Here is a 17,606-nt window from a genome sequence, read left to right on the forward strand (position 1 = left end):
CATGCTTTAAAAAAATATGAATACCCGCGCCGCAAGCCAGCGGGGTCATGCCCGATTACTGCGGTTCGATTGCCAGGTTAAAAGAGGGTTTTATCGGCCAGCTAAAACGTATGCTGGCCCCTCCGAGCGGGCTGGCATCGACCATCACCCGACCCTGATAGGCCACGGCAATTGAATGTACAATCGCCAGGCCTAAGCCACACCCGCCAGTCGCTCTGTCACGGCTTGGGTCAAGACGAACAAAAGGCTCGAAAATACGTAGACGCTCTTCCGGTGGAATTCCGGGGCCATCGTCCTCAACCTGCAGGTTGGCTTCTTCTCCCTCGAGCCACAGGCTAATACGCAGCGTGTTGGAGGCGTAGCGCTGGGCGTTGTTCACCAGGTTGTCCAGCACGCGCTCCATCAGGCGCAAATCGACACCGCCAAAATCAGCGGGTTTGGGAACGTGAAGCTCGATTTCATGTTCAGTATTTACCAGACGGAAGTCATCGGCCTTATCTTCAATCCATTCGGGTAGATTAATTTTCGTTAAATGTAATGCCACCTGAGGGCGATCCAGACGGGCATAAGTGAGTAACTCATCAATTAGCGATTCCAGCTGACCGATGTCGCGGTTAATCGCCTGCTGTTCAGAATCAGGAAGATTTTCGCTGATTGCCAGACGATAGCGCAGTCGTACCAGCGGAGTTCGCAGTTCATGGGCTATGCCGTCGATAAGCTGCTTCTTGCTGGCAATCAATGTATTAATATTATCGGCCATCTGGTTGAAGGCAATGCCCAGCCGGTTAAGGCTCGAGGTCGAGTCAAAATTGGTGCGTTCATCAAGATGCCCGTTGCCCAGACGCAGGGCCGAGTTTTCGAGCTTGAGCAAGTCTTGCCAGTGGGGCCGCATCCATAGGAATACCGGCAGAGCCAGCGACAGGCCGATGAAAATAAGCAGGCCTAAATCAAGCAGCCGCATTTCATGCATATAAAACAGATAGGGTATTGGCCCGACGACCAGCACATAATTACTGCGGGGAACGCGCTGGATAAAAGTGTATTCGCTGTCAAGGGCGATAATTTCGCCATCACGAAGCTGGGCGTCCAGCGCCGGGCTGAGTTTGCGTTTACCCAAAGGCTCGATATGCAGTTTGAACGATAGGTTCAGTTCAAGGGTGCTAATGGTTTTATTCCAGTCACGAATGGGGATTTCTCGCAGCTCACTGCGCATCAGATAAAGTGAGCTTTTCATCAAGTCATTCATCGACTGGCGACCGGTGCGTTCGGCGGTAACCTTATAAACCAAACCAACCAGCATCGCCATGACCAGAAAACATACCAGCAGCAGCAGGAAAAACTGCACAAAAAGCTTTCTCATCCCTGCACCGACTCCCAGGCATTAGGGGCAAACAGATAACCTTTATTACGCACTGTTTTAATGCGGAAAGGCTCGAGGGCATTGTCATAAAGTTTGCGACGCAGGCGGGAAATGGCGACGTCGATGCTGCGATCGAGTCCGTCATAGCTTACGCCGCGAAGATTAAGCAGCAGGGCTTCGCGATCCATAATGCGGCCAGCGTGAGTGGCGAGCTCCCACAGCAGATCGAAGTCAGAAGTTGAAAGAGTAATCGTTTCATCGCCCAGCGTGACTTCTCGGTTTACCGGATCAATACACAGTTGGCCAAAGTGCAGGGCATTGCCTTTTTGAATCGGTTTGCCGGTTTTTTCCGGTTCGCTGCCCGCTGTCGTTCTCTGGCGCAGATGCAAACGCAGGCGCGCCAGCAGCACCGCGGGCGGTGTGGTTTTCAGAATATAGTCGTTGGCGCCCATTTCCAGCGATAATATGTGGTTCATATCGCTATCGAGGGACGTCAACAGCACAATAGGGCCATCATAGGCCGGGCGCAGATCGCGGCAAAGGGTCATGCCGTCTTTTCCGGGCAGCATAATATCCAGCAACACTAAATCAGGCTGTTCGAGAGCAATTCTTGCCTGAGCCGTATCACCGCGTGGTTCTATCAGAACTTCAATGTCATGCTTACCCAGATAAGCAGCGATCAGCTTGCCTACCTCGGCGTCATCTTCTACAAAAACGATTCTATTCATTGGTTTGCTGTTAACATAAAAATCGGCTTCCAGAATAGCGCGAGCAGGGCATCAACGCTATAACCCAGTCTACATTAACGCAGTTTTTGGCCATGGTTAAAAGCGGAAAGCACTTTAACTCACTGGCAAAGTAGCCATAAACTATGTCATTATATAAAGCTATGCCATTATATAGATGATTGTGTTTATCGTTTCAAAACATTATCTTCAAAATAGTAAGGTCTTTTCTAACTCACGTTAGATTAGTTAGCACTGGCCGCGAGAGGAATGGAGATGGCTGATAGTCGCCTGGTACCCGATGTGCGTAGTGAAACAGCTTCCTTTGATTATATGGAATACCTGTCCGCATCGTGCAAGAAGCAATGGAGTTTTCTCGATGCCATCTACGGCGTATTACCTTTTTTCGGCATGGTGTTGAGATCTCGCACTACCCACGAAAAATCTAAACAAGACACGCTTAACGCGTTGGCATTGCAGGTGGTTTCTACCCAAGTCAGCGATGAAATCAATATCGTACGTTTAATTGAGCTTGCACAGCAGCAAAATATTTACAGCGTAGATATTCATCTTCCTTATGGATTAACCGAAGAACAAATTGCCGCTATCCATCGGGAATGCAAACACCCGCTCGCACTGACCCAGAGTGATGAGCATTTAGCGGTGCAGATACTGATAGATTCCTCAAAGCATTAAACAGTCATTCAGCGAGTTATTCTTCTCGACTCCCCATTTTCGAAAAAAGCGGCATTTCGCACACGGTGGGTGATGTCGATTACTACAACCAAAGACTTGACGTCCTTGGTTGTAGCCAACCTAAACATATTTCAATTACTTAAACAGGTCTGCTGTAACAGTCAGGTTGCCACCGCTTTGGTTCTGCCACTGGCGAGTCACGTGATAGAATTTAGCGCCTGCGGCATCGGCACGCTTCGCAACTTCTTGCGAGACATCAGTGATGCTGTTGAAGTGACCCGTAAAGGTCACAGTTTTAAACGGCGTCATCTGTGCGGCAGTAATATTGTTAACTTCTTCAACTTTATTGCCGCTTGGCAATGTCACCGAGTAGCGTTTACCGGTTGAAGACTGTGTCTGGAAGAACAGACCAACATTGCTGCTTGGTGTGCTGGAAGAGGCCACGCCAGGAATTTCGACTTTCTTGGCTTCAGCACCACCGGCTGCCAGCGCGGCACGACCCGCTTCAGAGTTGTAAGGAATAGCATCCGGGCTCTGGGTCACGCGCTTGGGCGCATCTTTCTTGTACACGAAGGCAGTAATGTACTGATTGCCGCCGTTGTTGGCATCAATTTGGCGAACGATAAAGAACGAGTATGCGCCTTTAGCTTTCGCCGCCTCTGCTACTGCCTCTAAAACGTCTGGCTGGCTGTGGAAAAGGCCATTAACGCTGACGGTGTCAAAAGGTTCGAGCTGGAAAGCGACTTCTTTCGGCAGCTGCTTAACGCCGCTCACTCCATTGACGCTGTTCAGAACCGGTTTAGGGCTGGCCTTGGGGGCATCTTTACGATATAGATCAGCCACTACGCGCCAGTTACCGCTTTCACTAACGCTGTTGGTATCCAGAATATAGAAATATGCCGCGCCTTCTTTATCAGCACGTTTCGATGCTTCGTCAGAGGCATCGCCCAGATTATTAAAATGACCAGTAAATGCAATGCGATCAAAGGGTTTTAGGGCAGCTGCTTTCTCGGGACTGATTTCTTCTGCAGCCTTGGCTACAGACAAAACAGAGAGTTGCGAGATTAATAAAACAACGGCCGATGCGATGATCGTTTTCGTCTGCTTCATAAAAAATCCTTTCACCTTGCGCAGTAATGTTGAAACATGCTGAATTATTGATGTGTAACAGATTAGCTCCCGATTATTGCATGTAATAATGGCGAACGCTTGAGTAATTTTTTAAAAATCGCAACCCCTAAATCTTAACTCAGGTCACTTTAATTTCTATTGATAACTTATATAAGTAGGGTGACTCAATGAATAAGTGAAATAAATGTTAATTTTTTACATTTTACTCACTTTTTCCTGCGCGGGGTGAGGATTTGATGATGCCTTGCAGAGTGAATCATCTCGTTTAATTACCATTATTAAGTGAATTAAATAGGTAATTTGGCCCGTTAGCAGAGGGATTGTGGCTTATGCCGCTTTTAGGTGATTTAACCCTCATAACTGCGCTTTCAATGTAGCTTATTAATCTGATATTCAGTAGGTTATAGCCGGCCTGAAAAATGTGTCAGTAATTCGGCGAAACAAGCCGACAGGTTTTTAATTTTCTATCTACATCGATGACTAGCAGTATCAAATAAAAGGGTGAAGGGAATAATTATGCGTATTGGTATACCAAGAGAACGGTTGACCAATGAAGCCCGCGTTGCAGCAACACCAAAAACGGTGGAACAACTGCTGAAACTCGGCTTTACAGTCGCCATCGAGCAGGGCGCAGGTAAACTGGCCAGTTTTGATGATGCTGCGTATGCAGCAGTTGGCGCAACGGTCGAAGCGGGTGATGTCGTTTGGCAGTCCGATATCGTGATGAAGGTCAATGCGCCTCTCGATGACGAAATCAATAAATTACAGGCAGGATCTACTCTGGTCAGCTTTATCTGGCCTGCACAGAATCCTGAACTGATTCAAAAGCTTGCCGAGCGTAATGTTACTGCGCTGGCCATGGATTCTGTCCCGCGTATTTCGCGCGCACAATCTATGGATGCTCTCAGCTCGATGGCTAACATCGCCGGTTATCGTGCGATCGTCGAAGCCGCTCACGAGTTTGGCCGCTTCTTTACGGGGCAGATAACCGCCGCAGGTAAAGTTCCACCGGCAAAAGTAATGATTATCGGAGCCGGTGTTGCCGGTTTGGCGGCCATCGGTGCAGCGGGCAGTCTGGGTGCTATCGTTCGCGCCTTTGATACCCGTCCGGAAGTAAAAGAGCAAGTTCAAAGCATGGGCGCGGAATTCCTCGAGCTCGACTTTGAAGAAGAAGCCGGCAACGGCGACGGCTACGCGAAAGTGATGTCCGAAGCTTTTATTAAGGCCGAAATGGCGCTCTTTGCCGCGCAGGCTGAAGAAGTCGACATCATTGTCACTACCGCGCTTATTCCGGGCCGTCCGGCACCGAAACTGATCACCCGTGAAATGGTTGAATCAATGAAGCCGGGCAGTGTGATTGTTGACCTTGCTGCACAAACTGGCGGTAACTGCGAACTGACCGTGGCAGATACCATCACCGTGACGCCAAACGGCGTGAAAATCATTGGCTATACCGATTTGCCAAGCCGCCTGCCGACACAGTCGTCGCAACTTTACGGCACTAACCTGCTTAACTTGCTGAAACTGTTGTGCAAAGAGAAAAACGGCGAAATCGTTATCGACTTTGATGACACCGTCGTTCGCGGCGTCACGGTTGTTAAATCAGGTGAAATCACCTGGCCAGCTCCGCCAATTCAGGTTTCTGCTCAGCCGCAGGCTGCCAAAGTCGAGGCACCGAGTGCCAAAGCCGCAGCCAAGCCTTCGTCGCCGTGGACCAAATACATCATTATGGCGATTGCTGTGGTGTTGTTTGGCTGGTTGGCCGACGTCGCGCCAAAAGAGTTCCTGTCGCACTTTACCGTATTCGCGCTTTCTTGCGTGGTAGGTTACTACGTGGTCTGGAACGTCAGCCACGCGCTGCATACTCCTTTGATGGCGGTAACCAACGCAATTTCAGGCATTATCGTTGTCGGTGCATTGCTGCAAATCGGTCACGGTGGCTGGGTCAGTTTCCTGTCTTTTGTCGCGGTGCTGATTGCCAGTATCAATATTTTTGGCGGATTTACCGTCACTCAGCGCATGCTGAAAATGTTTCGCAAGAATTAAGGGGTAGCATATGTCTGGGGGTTTAGTTACAGCTGCATACATTGTTGCCGCTATTCTATTTATTTTCAGCCTTGCGGGATTGTCGAAGCACGAGACGTCCAGGCAGGGGAATATTTTTGGCATCACCGGAATGGCGATCGCGTTAATCGTGACCATTCTCGGACCTGACTCCGGCCACACAGGCTGGATTATTCTGGCAATGGTTGTCGGCGGTGCGATCGGCGTTTATCTGGCGCGTAAAGTCGAAATGACTCAAATGCCAGAGCTGGTCGCGATTCTGCACAGTTTTGTCGGATTGGCGGCTGTACTGGTTGGCTTTAACAGTTACCTCGACCGTGGCGCAGTGCCGATGGAAGGGGTGATGGAAAATATCCATCTGGTCGAAGTGTTCCTCGGCATCTTTATCGGCGCAGTGACTTTTACCGGTTCAATTGTAGCGTTTGGCAAGCTGCGCGGGATTTTCTCCTCCAAGCCGCTGGCTCTGCCACATCGCCACAGGCTGAATCTGGCGGCGCTGGTCGTTTCCTTTATGTTGCTGATTATCTTTGTGCGCACCGAAAGTGTGTCCACTCAGGTACTGGCTCTGCTGGTCATGACCGTGATCGCTCTGGCTTTCGGCTGGCATCTGGTGTCATCCATTGGTGGAGCAGACATGCCGGTGGTGGTTTCAATGCTTAACTCTTATTCGGGTTGGGCGGCAGCGGCGGCGGGCTTTATGCTCGGCAATGACCTGCTGATTGTCACCGGCGCGCTGGTGGGTTCTTCAGGTGCGATCCTGTCTTATATAATGTGCAAGGCGATGAACCGCTCGTTTATCAGCGTGATTGCCGGCGGTTTCGGCACCGAAATCTCCTCGACCGGTGACGATCAGGAGATGGGCGAGTACCGTGAAGCCAGCGCGGAAGACGTGGCTGAAATGCTGAAAAGCGCCAGCTCGGTGATCATCACTCCTGGCTACGGCATGGCGGTGGCACAGGCGCAGTATCCGGTGCAGGATATCACCGCTCGACTTCGCGCCAAGGGTATCAAGGTTCGCTTTGGTATTCATCCGGTTGCCGGTCGTTTGCCCGGGCACATGAATGTGCTGCTGGCTGAAGCCAAAGTGCCTTACGATATCGTGCTTGAAATGGATGAAATCAACGACGATTTCAGCGATACCGACGTGGTGCTGGTGATTGGCGCCAACGATACCGTTAACCCGGCGGCACAGGAAGATCCGCGCAGTCCAATCGCGGGTATGCCGGTGCTGGAAGTGTGGAAAGCGCAGAATGTTATCGTGTTTAAGCGTTCAATGAGCACCGGTTATGCTGGCGTTCAAAACCCGCTGTTCTTCAAAGAGAACACTCACATGCTGTTTGGCGATGCAAAAGATAGTGTTGAAGGGATCCTGCGCGCGCTGTAATTGATCGCCAGTTTCTAGATAAAGAAAAAGCCAGTCATCGTGACTGGCTTTTTTTATCACAAAACGAAGTCGAATTTCGTGGGTTTATTCGGCATCTGCCGCCTTAAGGTTTTGGCTAGTTTCATCCAGCGTAATCGGACAAACGAAGTCATCAGGCTTGATTGCCAGCAAATCACATTTCAGGTGATCAATGACCTGTTCAGTGGTGTTACCGAGAAACGCAGCGGAAAGTCCGGTGCGGCCAATAGACCCAAGAACCACGACACCAGCCTGCAAATGCTCGGCCAGATCCGGGATAACCTCTTCAGGCAGCCCTTTCTCGACGTGGGTATATTTTTCATCGAGCTGGAATTTTTGTCTTAAGGCCTTCATGGCAATCAGATGCTGACCACGGATGGCATCGTTATACACACTAGGGTCGAAATCTGGCAGCTCAATCGCAATATTGATTGGCGTAACCGGGTAAGCGCCGACCAGGTGAACTTCAGTCTGATTGACGTGGGAAGCCAGCTCAATGCTTTCTTTAACCAGTTTGATGTTGAGCGGATCGTGATAAGGCTCTTCACTGGACAGGTTGACCGCCACCACCGCTTTGCCGCCCTCGGGCCAGGGTTGGTCTTTCACCATCCAGACCGGGCAAGGACATTTGCGTAAAAGATTCCAGTCGGTAGGCGTGAAGATAACCGACTCGAGGCGGTCGTGCTGATGGGCCATCTTAAGCAGCAGATCGTGCTTGCCGACCAGAACTTCATTAATGATGGCTTCAAAAGGTTTGTTATTCCACACCACTTTAATATCAATGGGAATGCCTGCTTCGACATAATAGTGGCACTGCTCGGCTATCCATGCGGTACGTTCGCTGATCACACCCTGACGCATTGCGCTGCGCTCTTCAGGGGAAAGCATGGTGGTCATTTCATAGGAAAAATCATAGATGGACAGGAAGGCTTTAATCTTCCCGCCGTTGCGTTGAACCAGATACACCGCACGGCGTAACGCCGGTTGGTCGTCCTGATTGGGGTCAATAGCGACCAGAAGGTTCTGATACTTGGCCAAGGTAGCCTCCTAAACATCTGTGATTGAAACCGCACAGTTATAGAGTAAACCAGGAAGAGGAAACAGAACAGAGGATAAATTGAACCGGATCAATAAACTAAAGTTAATTTTGATCCGGTATTAACCGCTGCCAGAGGTAACAGCGGAGAGTTTATTTAAGAAGCGACCGGCAGAGGGTGTCCGGCAAGCACGGAAAGCGCGCTATAGTCTTCAATTGTAATGTATTTGCCTTTCACGCTGAGCATGCCGGATTTCTGGAAACGGCCCAGCAGGCGGCTGATGGTTTCAACCGTTAAGCCAAGATAATTACCAATGTCCCCGCGCGTCATAGTCAGGCGAAACTCACGCTGCGAGAATCCACGTTGCGAGAAGCGGCGGGCAAGATTGTAGATAAAGGCCGAAAGGCGCTCTTCAGCGTTTTTCTTGGACAGCAGTAATATCATGTCCTGGTCGCCTTTTATCTCGCCGCTCATCAGACGCATCATCTGCTGGCGCAGTTTTGGCATTTTTCCTGAAAGGTCATCCACGGTTTCAAACGGGATTTCGCAGACCATTGAGGTTTCCAATGCCTGGGCAAAACTTGGGTGCTGTAGCCCGGCAATTGCGTCGAAACCCACCAGATCACCGGCAAGATGGAAGCCGGTTATCTGCTCATCGCCTTGCTCGGTAATGGTATAGCTTTTAATGGTCCCGGAGCGAATAGCATAAAGAGACTTGAGTTCGTCCCCTGCTTTAAACAACGTTTGCCCTTTCTGAATCGGTTTTTTTCGCTCAATGATGTTATCAAGCTGGTCGAGTTCATGCTCGTTTAAGGTGAATGGAATGCATAGTTGACTAATACTGCAATCTTGGCAGTGAATTGCACAGCCACCAGATTGGATACGTCGAATAATACGTTTTTCCGGGATCATAGGTTTCGCTCTCGCAATATTGATATGAGTCAATTTTAACATCATTTGCAATAAGTGATAAGTGCAATATTTGTTTTAAATAGGGTATTTACTTAAAAGCCACGATTTATAAAGGGTTTTTTCTTAAATAAATATTGATCTGACAACCGATTATTACCTCATTAGAGTTAGAGATTAATGGTTAAATATAAAATTTATCATTATCAATGAGATATGATTGCCATGAAATATGGATATTTTTAACTTGCGCGGTGAAAGCCACCAGAAAATTTTGAGGTTAATATTCCAATTGTTGCCGTAATGTTATTTTTAACCTAATGGATACTTTTAGTGGATTATTTTAAGTAAGAGTTTACGTACCCCGAGGGAGTTATTGACTAAGGTTTATTAAGGGAGATTCACGCTATTAAATCGTCTGGCATTAATATTTAATGTTATTGAGTAGGATTGCGGTCGAAATTTCAACAACTTAAAACGAAACCTGGCCAATCAATCAGCCAGGCATCGGATATTTATTACTTCAACTCGAAAAACATTATCTTGTCCTGAGTCGTGCTTAAACGAGAAATGGGAGCAGGTTAAACATTACCCTTATTGTCTTCCTCCACTGCATCATGCAAACGTTCAAGCATATCCGGGAAGGCAGACTGCACGCGGCTCCAGCTTGGAATAAACGGTTTTTCACTCGGCGTATCAATAAACGCCGAGCCTGCTTCCATAATTGCGCCGGAGAACAGTTCTACCGCCGACTCCTCGCTGTGTCGATCAAACTTCAGACCATTCATGCGAGCATCGTGTTCAAAGCCATCAATCATATCCAGCGCATTACGATAATAAGTGGCTTTAAGGATACGGAAAGATTCTGAGGTGATAGGAACCCCCAAAATTGCCATTTTGCGATACAGCGCCTTGGTAATATCAATACTCATGCGCTGTAGCCCATTGCTGGCGTCGTCTTCAGACATCGGTTGATGCTTGTGATCGTAATTATCCGCGATATCCACCTGGCAAATACGCTTGGTCGCCGTGGTGCGATGCAGCTCTGAAAGTACGCCAATCTCCAGGCCCCAGTCGCTGGGAATACGCAAATCATTCAGCACGTGAGTTCGCATCGCAAATTCGCCGGAAAGCGGGTAGCGGAAGCTGCGCAGATACTCGAGAAACTCAGTGGTGCCATAGACTATCTGCAACGATTTCAGCAATGGGAATACCAGCAAACGACCCACGCGACCATTAAATTTGCCGTCGGCGACTCGGGCATAGTAACCCTTGCAAAAATCATAATGGAAATTGGGGTTTGCCACCGGATACATCAGGCGTGCAAGCATGTCACGACTATAGGTGACGATGTCACAATCATGTAACCCAACGACCGTGGTGCGGCGTGAAGCCAGCGTGTATCCGACACAGAACCACACATTGCGGCCTTTTCCCGGTTCCATTGGCGAGAGATTTTCTTTCTTCAACTCTTCATCCAATGCCTTGAGTCGCGGACCGTCGTTCCACAAAATACGGTGTCTTTGCGGCAGCCTGGAGAAGAATTCGCGGGCGAAAAGAAACTGATCGCGGTCGGCGCGATCGAGTCCAATAACAATTTCTTCAAGGTAGGGAACCTTGGTCAGTTCATCGACAATCTTGGATAAGGCAGGCCCTTCAAGCTCCGAGAATAGGGAAGGGAGAATCAAACCCATTGAGCGGCGACCAGAAAATACCTGTAAATCGTATTCCAATTCTTCTAATTTTCGTTTTGTCAGATTGTGAAAATTAGTAATGATGCCGTCCTGATAAAAGTCGCTCATAGGAACCTCTCTAAAAGTACCCGCGGATCTGTCGCTTTAGCTCCAGTTTTCCAGGGCCTTATTGTTGTGGAGTAGATGGCGGGCTGATGATGTGGTCAAGCCCCTGCTTCCAACCTTCAGGTCCGTGCTGGCTGGTACGAAAAACGTGCTTCTCCTTGTCGAGCTGCATGGGGCGGTCATGATGACCGAGAATAATGACTGAATAATCAGTGGCATTAAGCATGCCAATATCGTTGGGACCATCACCCAAACCGATGCTAACCACCGGCCTTGCGGTGCGCTGGTGGTATTGTTGGCTGAGCCAGTGCACCGCCGGACCTTTACCGGCCTCGACGCCCATGACATGCCAGAAGCGGCCACCGCGAGTTAGAGCAAGTTTCTCGGCCTGTAAAAATTTCTCGAAACGAGCGAAATCCAGATCATTACCAAACCAGACGATAGGTTCAGAGGCTTCACGCTGCATCGCCAGTTTTGCCCCTTCTTGCGGCAGACTGGTCCAGTCAATGACCTGTTGGACACTGACATCGCCAAAACCGCGAAATTCAAAATCATAACGTTGACGCAGGCTGACCAGAGTATGGCGAATTTCTGAATATGCCAAACCGATAACATGGCTGATTGACGAGTTCTCGCGCGAGGGCCAGCCAGCAGGCAGGCCAATCAACGCACCGTTTTCAGCAATAAAAGGGTGCTGCGTAAGTTGCAGCTGTTGCTGAAGTTCGGCAACTTCGGCGGAGGTTTTGCTGGTAGTCAAAATAACCGGCACCTGCGCCGCACTCAGTCTATCTAGCCATTCCTGAGCCGGCTGCCAGCTGTAACTGTTATGGTCCAGTAGCGATCCGTCGAGGTCAGTAAATACAACCAGATTGTCATCAAGGTACGGCATCTTTTCTCCTCACTTTTAATGGAAACAGTAAAGCCGCGTATTGATGGTTTTCTGTTCCAGCTTTTAAGTATATACCGAAATTTATAACCTATTTTTTAAGCAATTCAATAACACGCAATGTTACAGGGAGTTATCTGAGTATCACCGGGCTAATAGCCACTAAATTAATCCAGGAAGATTGCAGCCAGAGCATTTTTCTATACACTCAAAATTTGGGGTTGATGGGCCAGCATAGACAGCCGTCATCCTCGAAAAGTGCATAAAACGTTCAGCTACGTCGGGAGGCAAGCGATGAAAAATGATGATGAGAATGAGGATTTTCTTTTCTTTCAGGAAATGGCCGACGTACAAAAATTATCAGAAAATAATCAGGTGGTTTACTTAAAAAACCATCATAAAACCCTCAAGTCTTGCCCAGAGGAGCTACAAGAGCCCGAGAACATTCTCACCACAGGATTTCTCGAGGTGATCGACTGTGCCGAACCGCTGGAATACAAGCAGGATGGCGTGCAGCAGGGCGTGCTGGACAAGTTGCGCCACGGTAAATATCCACTTGAAGCGAGCCTTAACCTGTTACGCAAACCGGTTGAAACCTGTCGCCAGGAGCTATTTAGCTTTTTCTTGCAGGCGCAGGCACAAAATCTACGCACCTTGCTTATCGTACACGGTCGCGGCCGTCATGATGAAAGTCACCCCAATATTGTTCGTAGCTATCTGGCGAAATGGCTTAAACAGCTCGATGAGGTGCAGGCTTTCAGCGTCGCCTTGGGTAAAGACGGCGGGGCGGGAGCCTGTTATGTCGCGCTGAAAAAATCTGCCGCCGCCAAGCAGGAAAACTGGGAACGCCACGCTAAACGCAGTAAATAAATCACGTTTAAACGACAGGAAAACAGGTAACTCTGTGTTGGCATCGTTAACGCGAGGTTTAATAAGATCTGTATACTCTCAGGCCTACGGTTTTGATATCTCGCAAGTTTATTGTCTTTCGATGTATGGATATCAATACCTTGGACCTCTAGGCTGTTAGTTTGAAAGTCTGAGTATCAACTTTTTATGCGTTTCGCTAAGCGAGTTTTCATGCTGTCCTATCGTCATCTTATTGCTACTTCTCTGGTTATCGGCTGTGGGGCGCTGCTCGGCGCCTGCGGGCCGACAAATGAAAACCAGCCTGCCGTCGTTATATCTGGTACAACCATGGGCACCTATTATCGCGTTAGCATGGTAGGTCTGGATAAAAGCCGTGAGCCAGAGCTGCGCCAGCAAATTGAAGCCCAGTTGAAAGAAGACGATCATGAGCTGTCGACCTACAAAAACGATTCGGTGCTTTCCCGGTTCAATCAATATCAGGGCACTGACCCGCAGCCAATCAGCAATGGGATGGCCGATGCCATTATCACTTCACTGCGTATTGGTCATAAAACCGATAATGAGATGGATATCACCGTCGGTCCGCTGGTGAATCTTTGGGGCTTTGGCCCGACCAAAGAGCCGGTAAAAATGCCGACCCAACAGCAAATCGATGCTGCCCGTGCAGAAATTGGTCTGCAACATCTCAAGGTGATTCAGCAAGTTAATGGCGATTTTCTGCAAAAAGATATGCCCAATATGTACGTCGATTTATCTACCGTGGGCGAAGGTTATGCCACCGATCACCTTGCTCGTTTAGTTGAAGGAAACGGGATAAGTAATTATCTGGTGTCAGTGGGCGGAGCCGTTGTCTCACGCGGCCATAACCCTGAGGGCAAACCTTGGCAGGTCGCTATTCAAAAACCCACCGATAAAGAAAACGCCGTGGAAGCGATTGTTGATTTGCAAGGCATGGGGATCAGTACCTCCGGCAGCTATCGAAACTACTATGAGCTGGATGGCAAACGCCTTTCGCACATTATCGACCCGGCAACCGGGCGTCCAATCACCCACAAATTAGTTTCTGCTACCGTGATTGCTCCAACGGCGCTGGAAGCCGATGGCTGGGATACCGGCCTGATGGTGCTAGGCACCCAAAAAGCGTTGGCTTTGGCCGAGAAAGAGCATTTGGCGGTGTATTTGATTACTAAAGAGCCGAACGGCTTCAAAATTACGATGACGCCGCAGTTTAAGGCCTATTTGCGAAAAGCCGATAAATCACTCTGACTCTGGCTAAGAAATTTCTCAAAACGGTTTTGCCGATCCCTACTGGGCGGGGCCGTTTTGTTCTGCAACGATTTTTTTACAATTTACTTTTTGGTCGCTTGATGCAAGTTGGGCAGTATTTGTCTTAGGGGGAGCTTTTGTCTGGCAGAAAAAGCGCGATCCCCTGCACTGTCTTCAGGAAAGCGGCTGGATTGTCACTATGTTGTTGAAGTCATACATTCATTTTTAAAGTCTTATGGTCGTCATGTCATTTTTTTCCCGCAATCTTGCTTCTAAAACTATCCGTTTCGCGCTGCTGGCTACTGCGCTATTCGCTTCACTGGTCTCAACCAGCGCGCTGGCTAAAACTTATCCCCGCATGCTGTCACGATCGGTTTTGGTGATGAACGCCACCAATGGCCGGGTGCTTTACCAGAAAAACACCACACGGGCTTACCCCATAGCCTCATTAACCAAGCTAATGACCGCGATGGTGGTGCTCGACAGCAAACAGTCATTACAGCAAAAAATCACGGTAACCTCGGCGGACCGCGATTTGCTGAAGCATACCCATTCCCGCCTGACGATTGGCTCGGTGCTGTCACGCAAAGATATGTTGCACATTGCACTGATGTCTTCCGAAAACCGCGCCGCTGCAGCGCTGAGCCGTTATTATCCCGGCGGTCGCAAGGCGTTTGTGCGCCAGATGAATCGCAAGGCGCGAGCTTATGGTATGCGGAACACTCATTTTTATGATCCGACCGGCTTAACGCCGCGAAATACCGCCTCGGCGCATGATTTGGCAATAATGGCCAAGCATGCTTATCGCTACGCATTAATTCGTCAGCTTTCAACAGACAAACGCTACGTGGTGCATCCGGGACGCGGACAACTGGTGTATCGCAGCTCTGACGGGCTGATCAACAATAAAACCTGGAATATCGTGCTGCAAAAAACCGGCTTTACCGATCAGGCCGGGCACTGTCTGATTATCTACAGCAAGATTAAAGGGCAGGACGTATTGATGGTGATTGCTGGCGGGCCTCGCGGTTACTCCCACTATCACGATGCATTGGGACTGAAAGCCTGGCTGATGCACGGTAATCTGTAGGCTGCGTTGCACAGACAACAGGGCAGGCGTAGGCGAAAGATTATCGCCGCCGCCTGCCTGAGTTTATTTCGGCAAGCTCATTAACTCGAACAGCACCACGGTGCGTGAAGTACATTTATACTCTCGGCCAAAGTCGAAGCTGTGCTCATAAATATCATCCGGTTGGAAAGTATCCAGAATGTGGCGCCAGCTTTGACCATGTGCCACCGACGGCAGTGTAAACACCACATCTTCATGGGCGGCATTAAACAGCAGCAATACGGTGCTCAACGAACCGTAACGCATCAGGCCGGTGGGCTGTGCGCGACCGTCCAGCAGCATACCGATACATTTAGCGTGCGCGTCACCCCAGGCCTCATCGGTCATTTCCTCTCCGTTAGGCTGAAACCAGCTTACATCTTTTACATCGAGCTTTTCATGCAATTCACCCGTGAGGAAGCGACCCCGGTGCAGAATTGGAAAACGCTTGCGCAGGGCAATCAGTCGATAAGTAAACAGGATTAACGCCTTGCCTTTGTCGCCGATTTCCCAGTTAACCCAGGCGATAGGCGTATCTTGGCAGTAGCCGTTGTTGTTACCGTTTTGCGAACGGGCAAACTCGTCACCCGCCAGCAGCATCGGCGTGCCCTGCGAGAAGAACAGCGTGGCCAGCATGTTGCGCATTTGCCTGACGCGCAGCTCGTTGATTGCCGGATCGTCGGTTTCGCCCTCTACGCCGTAGTTGGCTGAAATATTGTTATCGGTGCCATCCTGACCCCCTTCGCCATTCTCATCATTGTGTTTATCCTGATAAGAGACCAGATCGTTGAGGGTGAAGCCATCGTGCGCGGTGATAAAGTTGACCGAGGCGTAAGGCTTGCGGCCGCGATGGTTAAAGATGTCGGCAGAGCCGGACAGGCGCGTGGTGAACTGCGCCAGCTGGCCCTCGTCACCCCGCCAGAATTGACGGACGGTATCGCGGAAGCGGTCGTTCCATTCCACCCAGCCGGGAGGGAAACCGCCAACCTGATAGCCGCCGGGGCCGCAGTCCCAAGGTTCGGCAATCAGCTTGCACTGGCTTAAAATCGGATCCTGACGGCAGGTGTCGAGGAAGCCGCAGCCTTCATCAAAACCGTAACTTTCGCGCCCAAGAATGGTGGCCAGGTCAAAGCGAAAACCGTCGACCTGCATTTCAGTCGCCCAATAGCGCAGCGAGTCAGTCACCATCTGCAACACGCGCGGATGACTGAGGTTTAAGGTATTACCGGTCCCGGTATCGTTGATATAGTAGCGTTTATTTTCCGGCATTAGGCGATAATAGCTAGCGTTATCAATGCCTTTAAACGACAGCGTCGGGCCAAGTTCATTGCCTTCGGCGGTATGGTTATACACCACATCCAAGATCACTTCGATTTCGGCCGCATGCAGCGCGGCGATCATCTGCTTGAACTCACTGATAGTGTGCGTCGCCATATATTGAGGATGCGGCGCAAAGAAACTCAGTGTGTTATAGCCCCAATAGTTGTGCAGGCCGTTATCCTGCAAATGACGGTCATCGGTAAAGGCGTGGATAGGCATCAGCTCGATTGAGGTGATGCCCAGCGATTTAATGTAATCGACAATTTGCGGCGTGCTCATGCCAGAGAAGGTGCCGCGCAGATGTTCGGGTACCGCCGGATGGCGCATGGTGTAGCCGCGAACGTGAGTTTCATAGATGATGGTATGTTCCCACGGCACGGGATTTTTACGCGATCTGGACCATGAAAAAGCAGGGTCGATAACTCGACACTTAGGCAGAAACTGCGCGCTGTCGCGATCGTCAATGTGCAGGTCTTTCTTGTCGCTTTCCATATCGTAGGCAAAAAGTGCATCGTCCCATTTCAAATCACCGACGATTTGCTTGGCGTAAGGGTCGAGCAGCAGTTTGGCCGGGTTAAAACGATGGCCGTCATGCGGAGCATAGGGACCGTGTACGCGATAACCATAAAGCAGGCCGGGGCGCGCATCGGGAAGGTAGCCGTGCCAGACTTCATCGGTATATTCTGGCAGATCGATGCGGTCATATTCTTCGCCATCGTCATTAAACAGGCAAAGCTCAACTTTGGTGGCATTGGCCGAGAAAATAGCAAAGTTGACGCCTAATCCATCCCAGGTTGCGCCTAATGGCACAGGCAAACCTTCGCGAACGCGAGTCTTGTGGCCGCTATCAAAGTTTTTAACCAGTTCTCCATCGCTGTAGGGATGGATCAGACGCACTCCTTGCTCGTTAACTTCAACATCTACTTGGGCCTGAGGTTTAATTTGGGTGTCGAGTGAAGCCGTAGGTTTAACGGGTTTTTTAGGTGGGGCTTTGGCCATCGTTAGACAATCTCCGGGAAAGTAAACAATCAAA

14 protein-coding genes are annotated in these 17,606 nt (G+C 49.6%); 6 read left to right on the plus strand and 8 right to left on the minus strand.

Going from position 1 to position 17,606, the window contains the following annotated elements:
• Window positions 1–55: 55 nt before the first annotated feature.
• Window positions 56–1,360 carry a two-component system sensor histidine kinase RstB gene (rstB, locus tag SPM24T3_RS07010; RefSeq protein ID WP_009636028.1) on the minus strand — a complete coding sequence of 435 codons (1,305 nt, stop codon included), beginning with the start codon at window positions 1,358–1,360 and terminating at the stop codon, window positions 56–58.
• Complete coding sequence (rstA, locus tag SPM24T3_RS07015; RefSeq protein WP_009636029.1) at window positions 1,357–2,088, minus strand: two-component system response regulator RstA; 732 nt, start codon at window positions 2,086–2,088, stop codon at window positions 1,357–1,359. The genes rstB and rstA overlap by 4 nt, the downstream gene beginning before the upstream one ends.
• 273 nt (window positions 2,089–2,361) lie before the next feature.
• On the opposite strand from rstA, the gene SPM24T3_RS07020 reads away from it, so the two are divergent.
• Window positions 2,362–2,781 (plus strand): hypothetical protein, encoded by a 420-nt coding sequence (locus SPM24T3_RS07020; RefSeq protein ID WP_009636030.1) that lies wholly within the window; start codon window positions 2,362–2,364, stop codon window positions 2,779–2,781.
• A gap of 135 nt (window positions 2,782–2,916) precedes the next feature.
• Here SPM24T3_RS07020 and ydgH read toward each other — a convergent pair whose 3' ends face one another.
• Window positions 2,917–3,891, minus strand: a complete 975-nt coding sequence (gene ydgH / locus SPM24T3_RS07025; RefSeq protein ID WP_009636031.1) for a DUF1471 family protein YdgH — start codon at window positions 3,889–3,891, stop codon at window positions 2,917–2,919.
• A 537-nt stretch (window positions 3,892–4,428) separates the two neighbouring features.
• Between ydgH and pntA the strand changes: the two genes are divergently transcribed.
• A complete protein-coding gene (gene pntA, locus SPM24T3_RS07030; protein ID WP_009636032.1) occupies window positions 4,429–5,958 on the plus strand; it encodes a Re/Si-specific NAD(P)(+) transhydrogenase subunit alpha in 1,530 nt (509 codons plus the stop codon).
• A gap of 10 nt (window positions 5,959–5,968) precedes the next feature.
• Window positions 5,969–7,360: a Re/Si-specific NAD(P)(+) transhydrogenase subunit beta gene (gene pntB / locus SPM24T3_RS07035; RefSeq protein WP_009636033.1), complete on the plus strand. Its 1,392-nt coding sequence runs from the start codon at window positions 5,969–5,971 to the stop codon at window positions 7,358–7,360.
• Window positions 7,361–7,444: 84 nt separating this feature from the next.
• On the opposite strand, the gene uspE is transcribed toward pntB, so the two are convergent.
• The 4 genes from uspE to SPM24T3_RS07055 all read right to left on the minus strand — a co-directional run bounded on the left by uspE (window position 7,445) and on the right by SPM24T3_RS07055 (window position 12,012).
• Entirely contained in the window at window positions 7,445–8,416 is a 972-nt protein-coding gene (gene uspE, locus SPM24T3_RS07040; RefSeq protein ID WP_009636034.1) for a universal stress protein UspE, read from the minus strand.
• 155 nt (window positions 8,417–8,571) lie between these two features.
• Complete coding sequence (locus tag SPM24T3_RS07045) at window positions 8,572–9,327, minus strand: FNR family transcription factor (RefSeq protein WP_009636035.1); 756 nt, start codon at window positions 9,325–9,327, stop codon at window positions 8,572–8,574.
• A 578-nt stretch (window positions 9,328–9,905) separates the two neighbouring features.
• Entirely contained in the window at window positions 9,906–11,126 is a 1,221-nt protein-coding gene (locus SPM24T3_RS07050) for a glycosyl transferase (RefSeq protein WP_009636036.1), read from the minus strand.
• 58 nt (window positions 11,127–11,184) lie between these two features.
• On the minus strand, window positions 11,185–12,012 hold the full coding sequence (locus SPM24T3_RS07055) for a mannosyl-3-phosphoglycerate phosphatase-related protein (RefSeq protein ID WP_009636037.1): 828 nt from the start codon (window positions 12,010–12,012) through the stop codon (window positions 11,185–11,187).
• 291 nt (window positions 12,013–12,303) lie between these two features.
• Here SPM24T3_RS07055 and smrA point away from each other — a divergent pair, with 291 nt between their 5' ends.
• The 3 genes from smrA (at window position 12,304) to SPM24T3_RS07070 (ending at window position 15,235) form a co-directional block, all read left to right on the plus strand.
• A complete protein-coding gene (smrA, locus tag SPM24T3_RS07060; RefSeq protein ID WP_009636038.1) occupies window positions 12,304–12,879 on the plus strand; it encodes a DNA endonuclease SmrA in 576 nt (191 codons plus the stop codon).
• A gap of 210 nt (window positions 12,880–13,089) precedes the next feature.
• The gene (gene apbE / locus SPM24T3_RS07065) at window positions 13,090–14,145 is read left to right on the plus strand and encodes an FAD:protein FMN transferase ApbE (RefSeq protein ID WP_009636039.1); all 1,056 of its coding nucleotides are present in this window, start codon (window positions 13,090–13,092) and stop codon (window positions 14,143–14,145) included.
• Window positions 14,146–14,389: 244 nt separating this feature from the next.
• Complete coding sequence (locus SPM24T3_RS07070) at window positions 14,390–15,235, plus strand: serine hydrolase (protein WP_009636040.1); 846 nt, start codon at window positions 14,390–14,392, stop codon at window positions 15,233–15,235.
• A 63-nt stretch (window positions 15,236–15,298) separates the two neighbouring features.
• On the opposite strand, the gene glgX is transcribed toward SPM24T3_RS07070, so the two are convergent.
• A complete protein-coding gene (gene glgX, locus SPM24T3_RS07075) occupies window positions 15,299–17,572 on the minus strand; it encodes a glycogen debranching protein GlgX (RefSeq protein ID WP_009636041.1) in 2,274 nt (757 codons plus the stop codon).
• Window positions 17,573–17,606: the final 34 nt, after the last annotated feature.

It is taken from the genome of Serratia sp. M24T3 (assembly GCF_000257645.1).
Taxonomy (GTDB): Bacteria; Pseudomonadota; Gammaproteobacteria; order Enterobacterales; family Enterobacteriaceae; genus Rouxiella.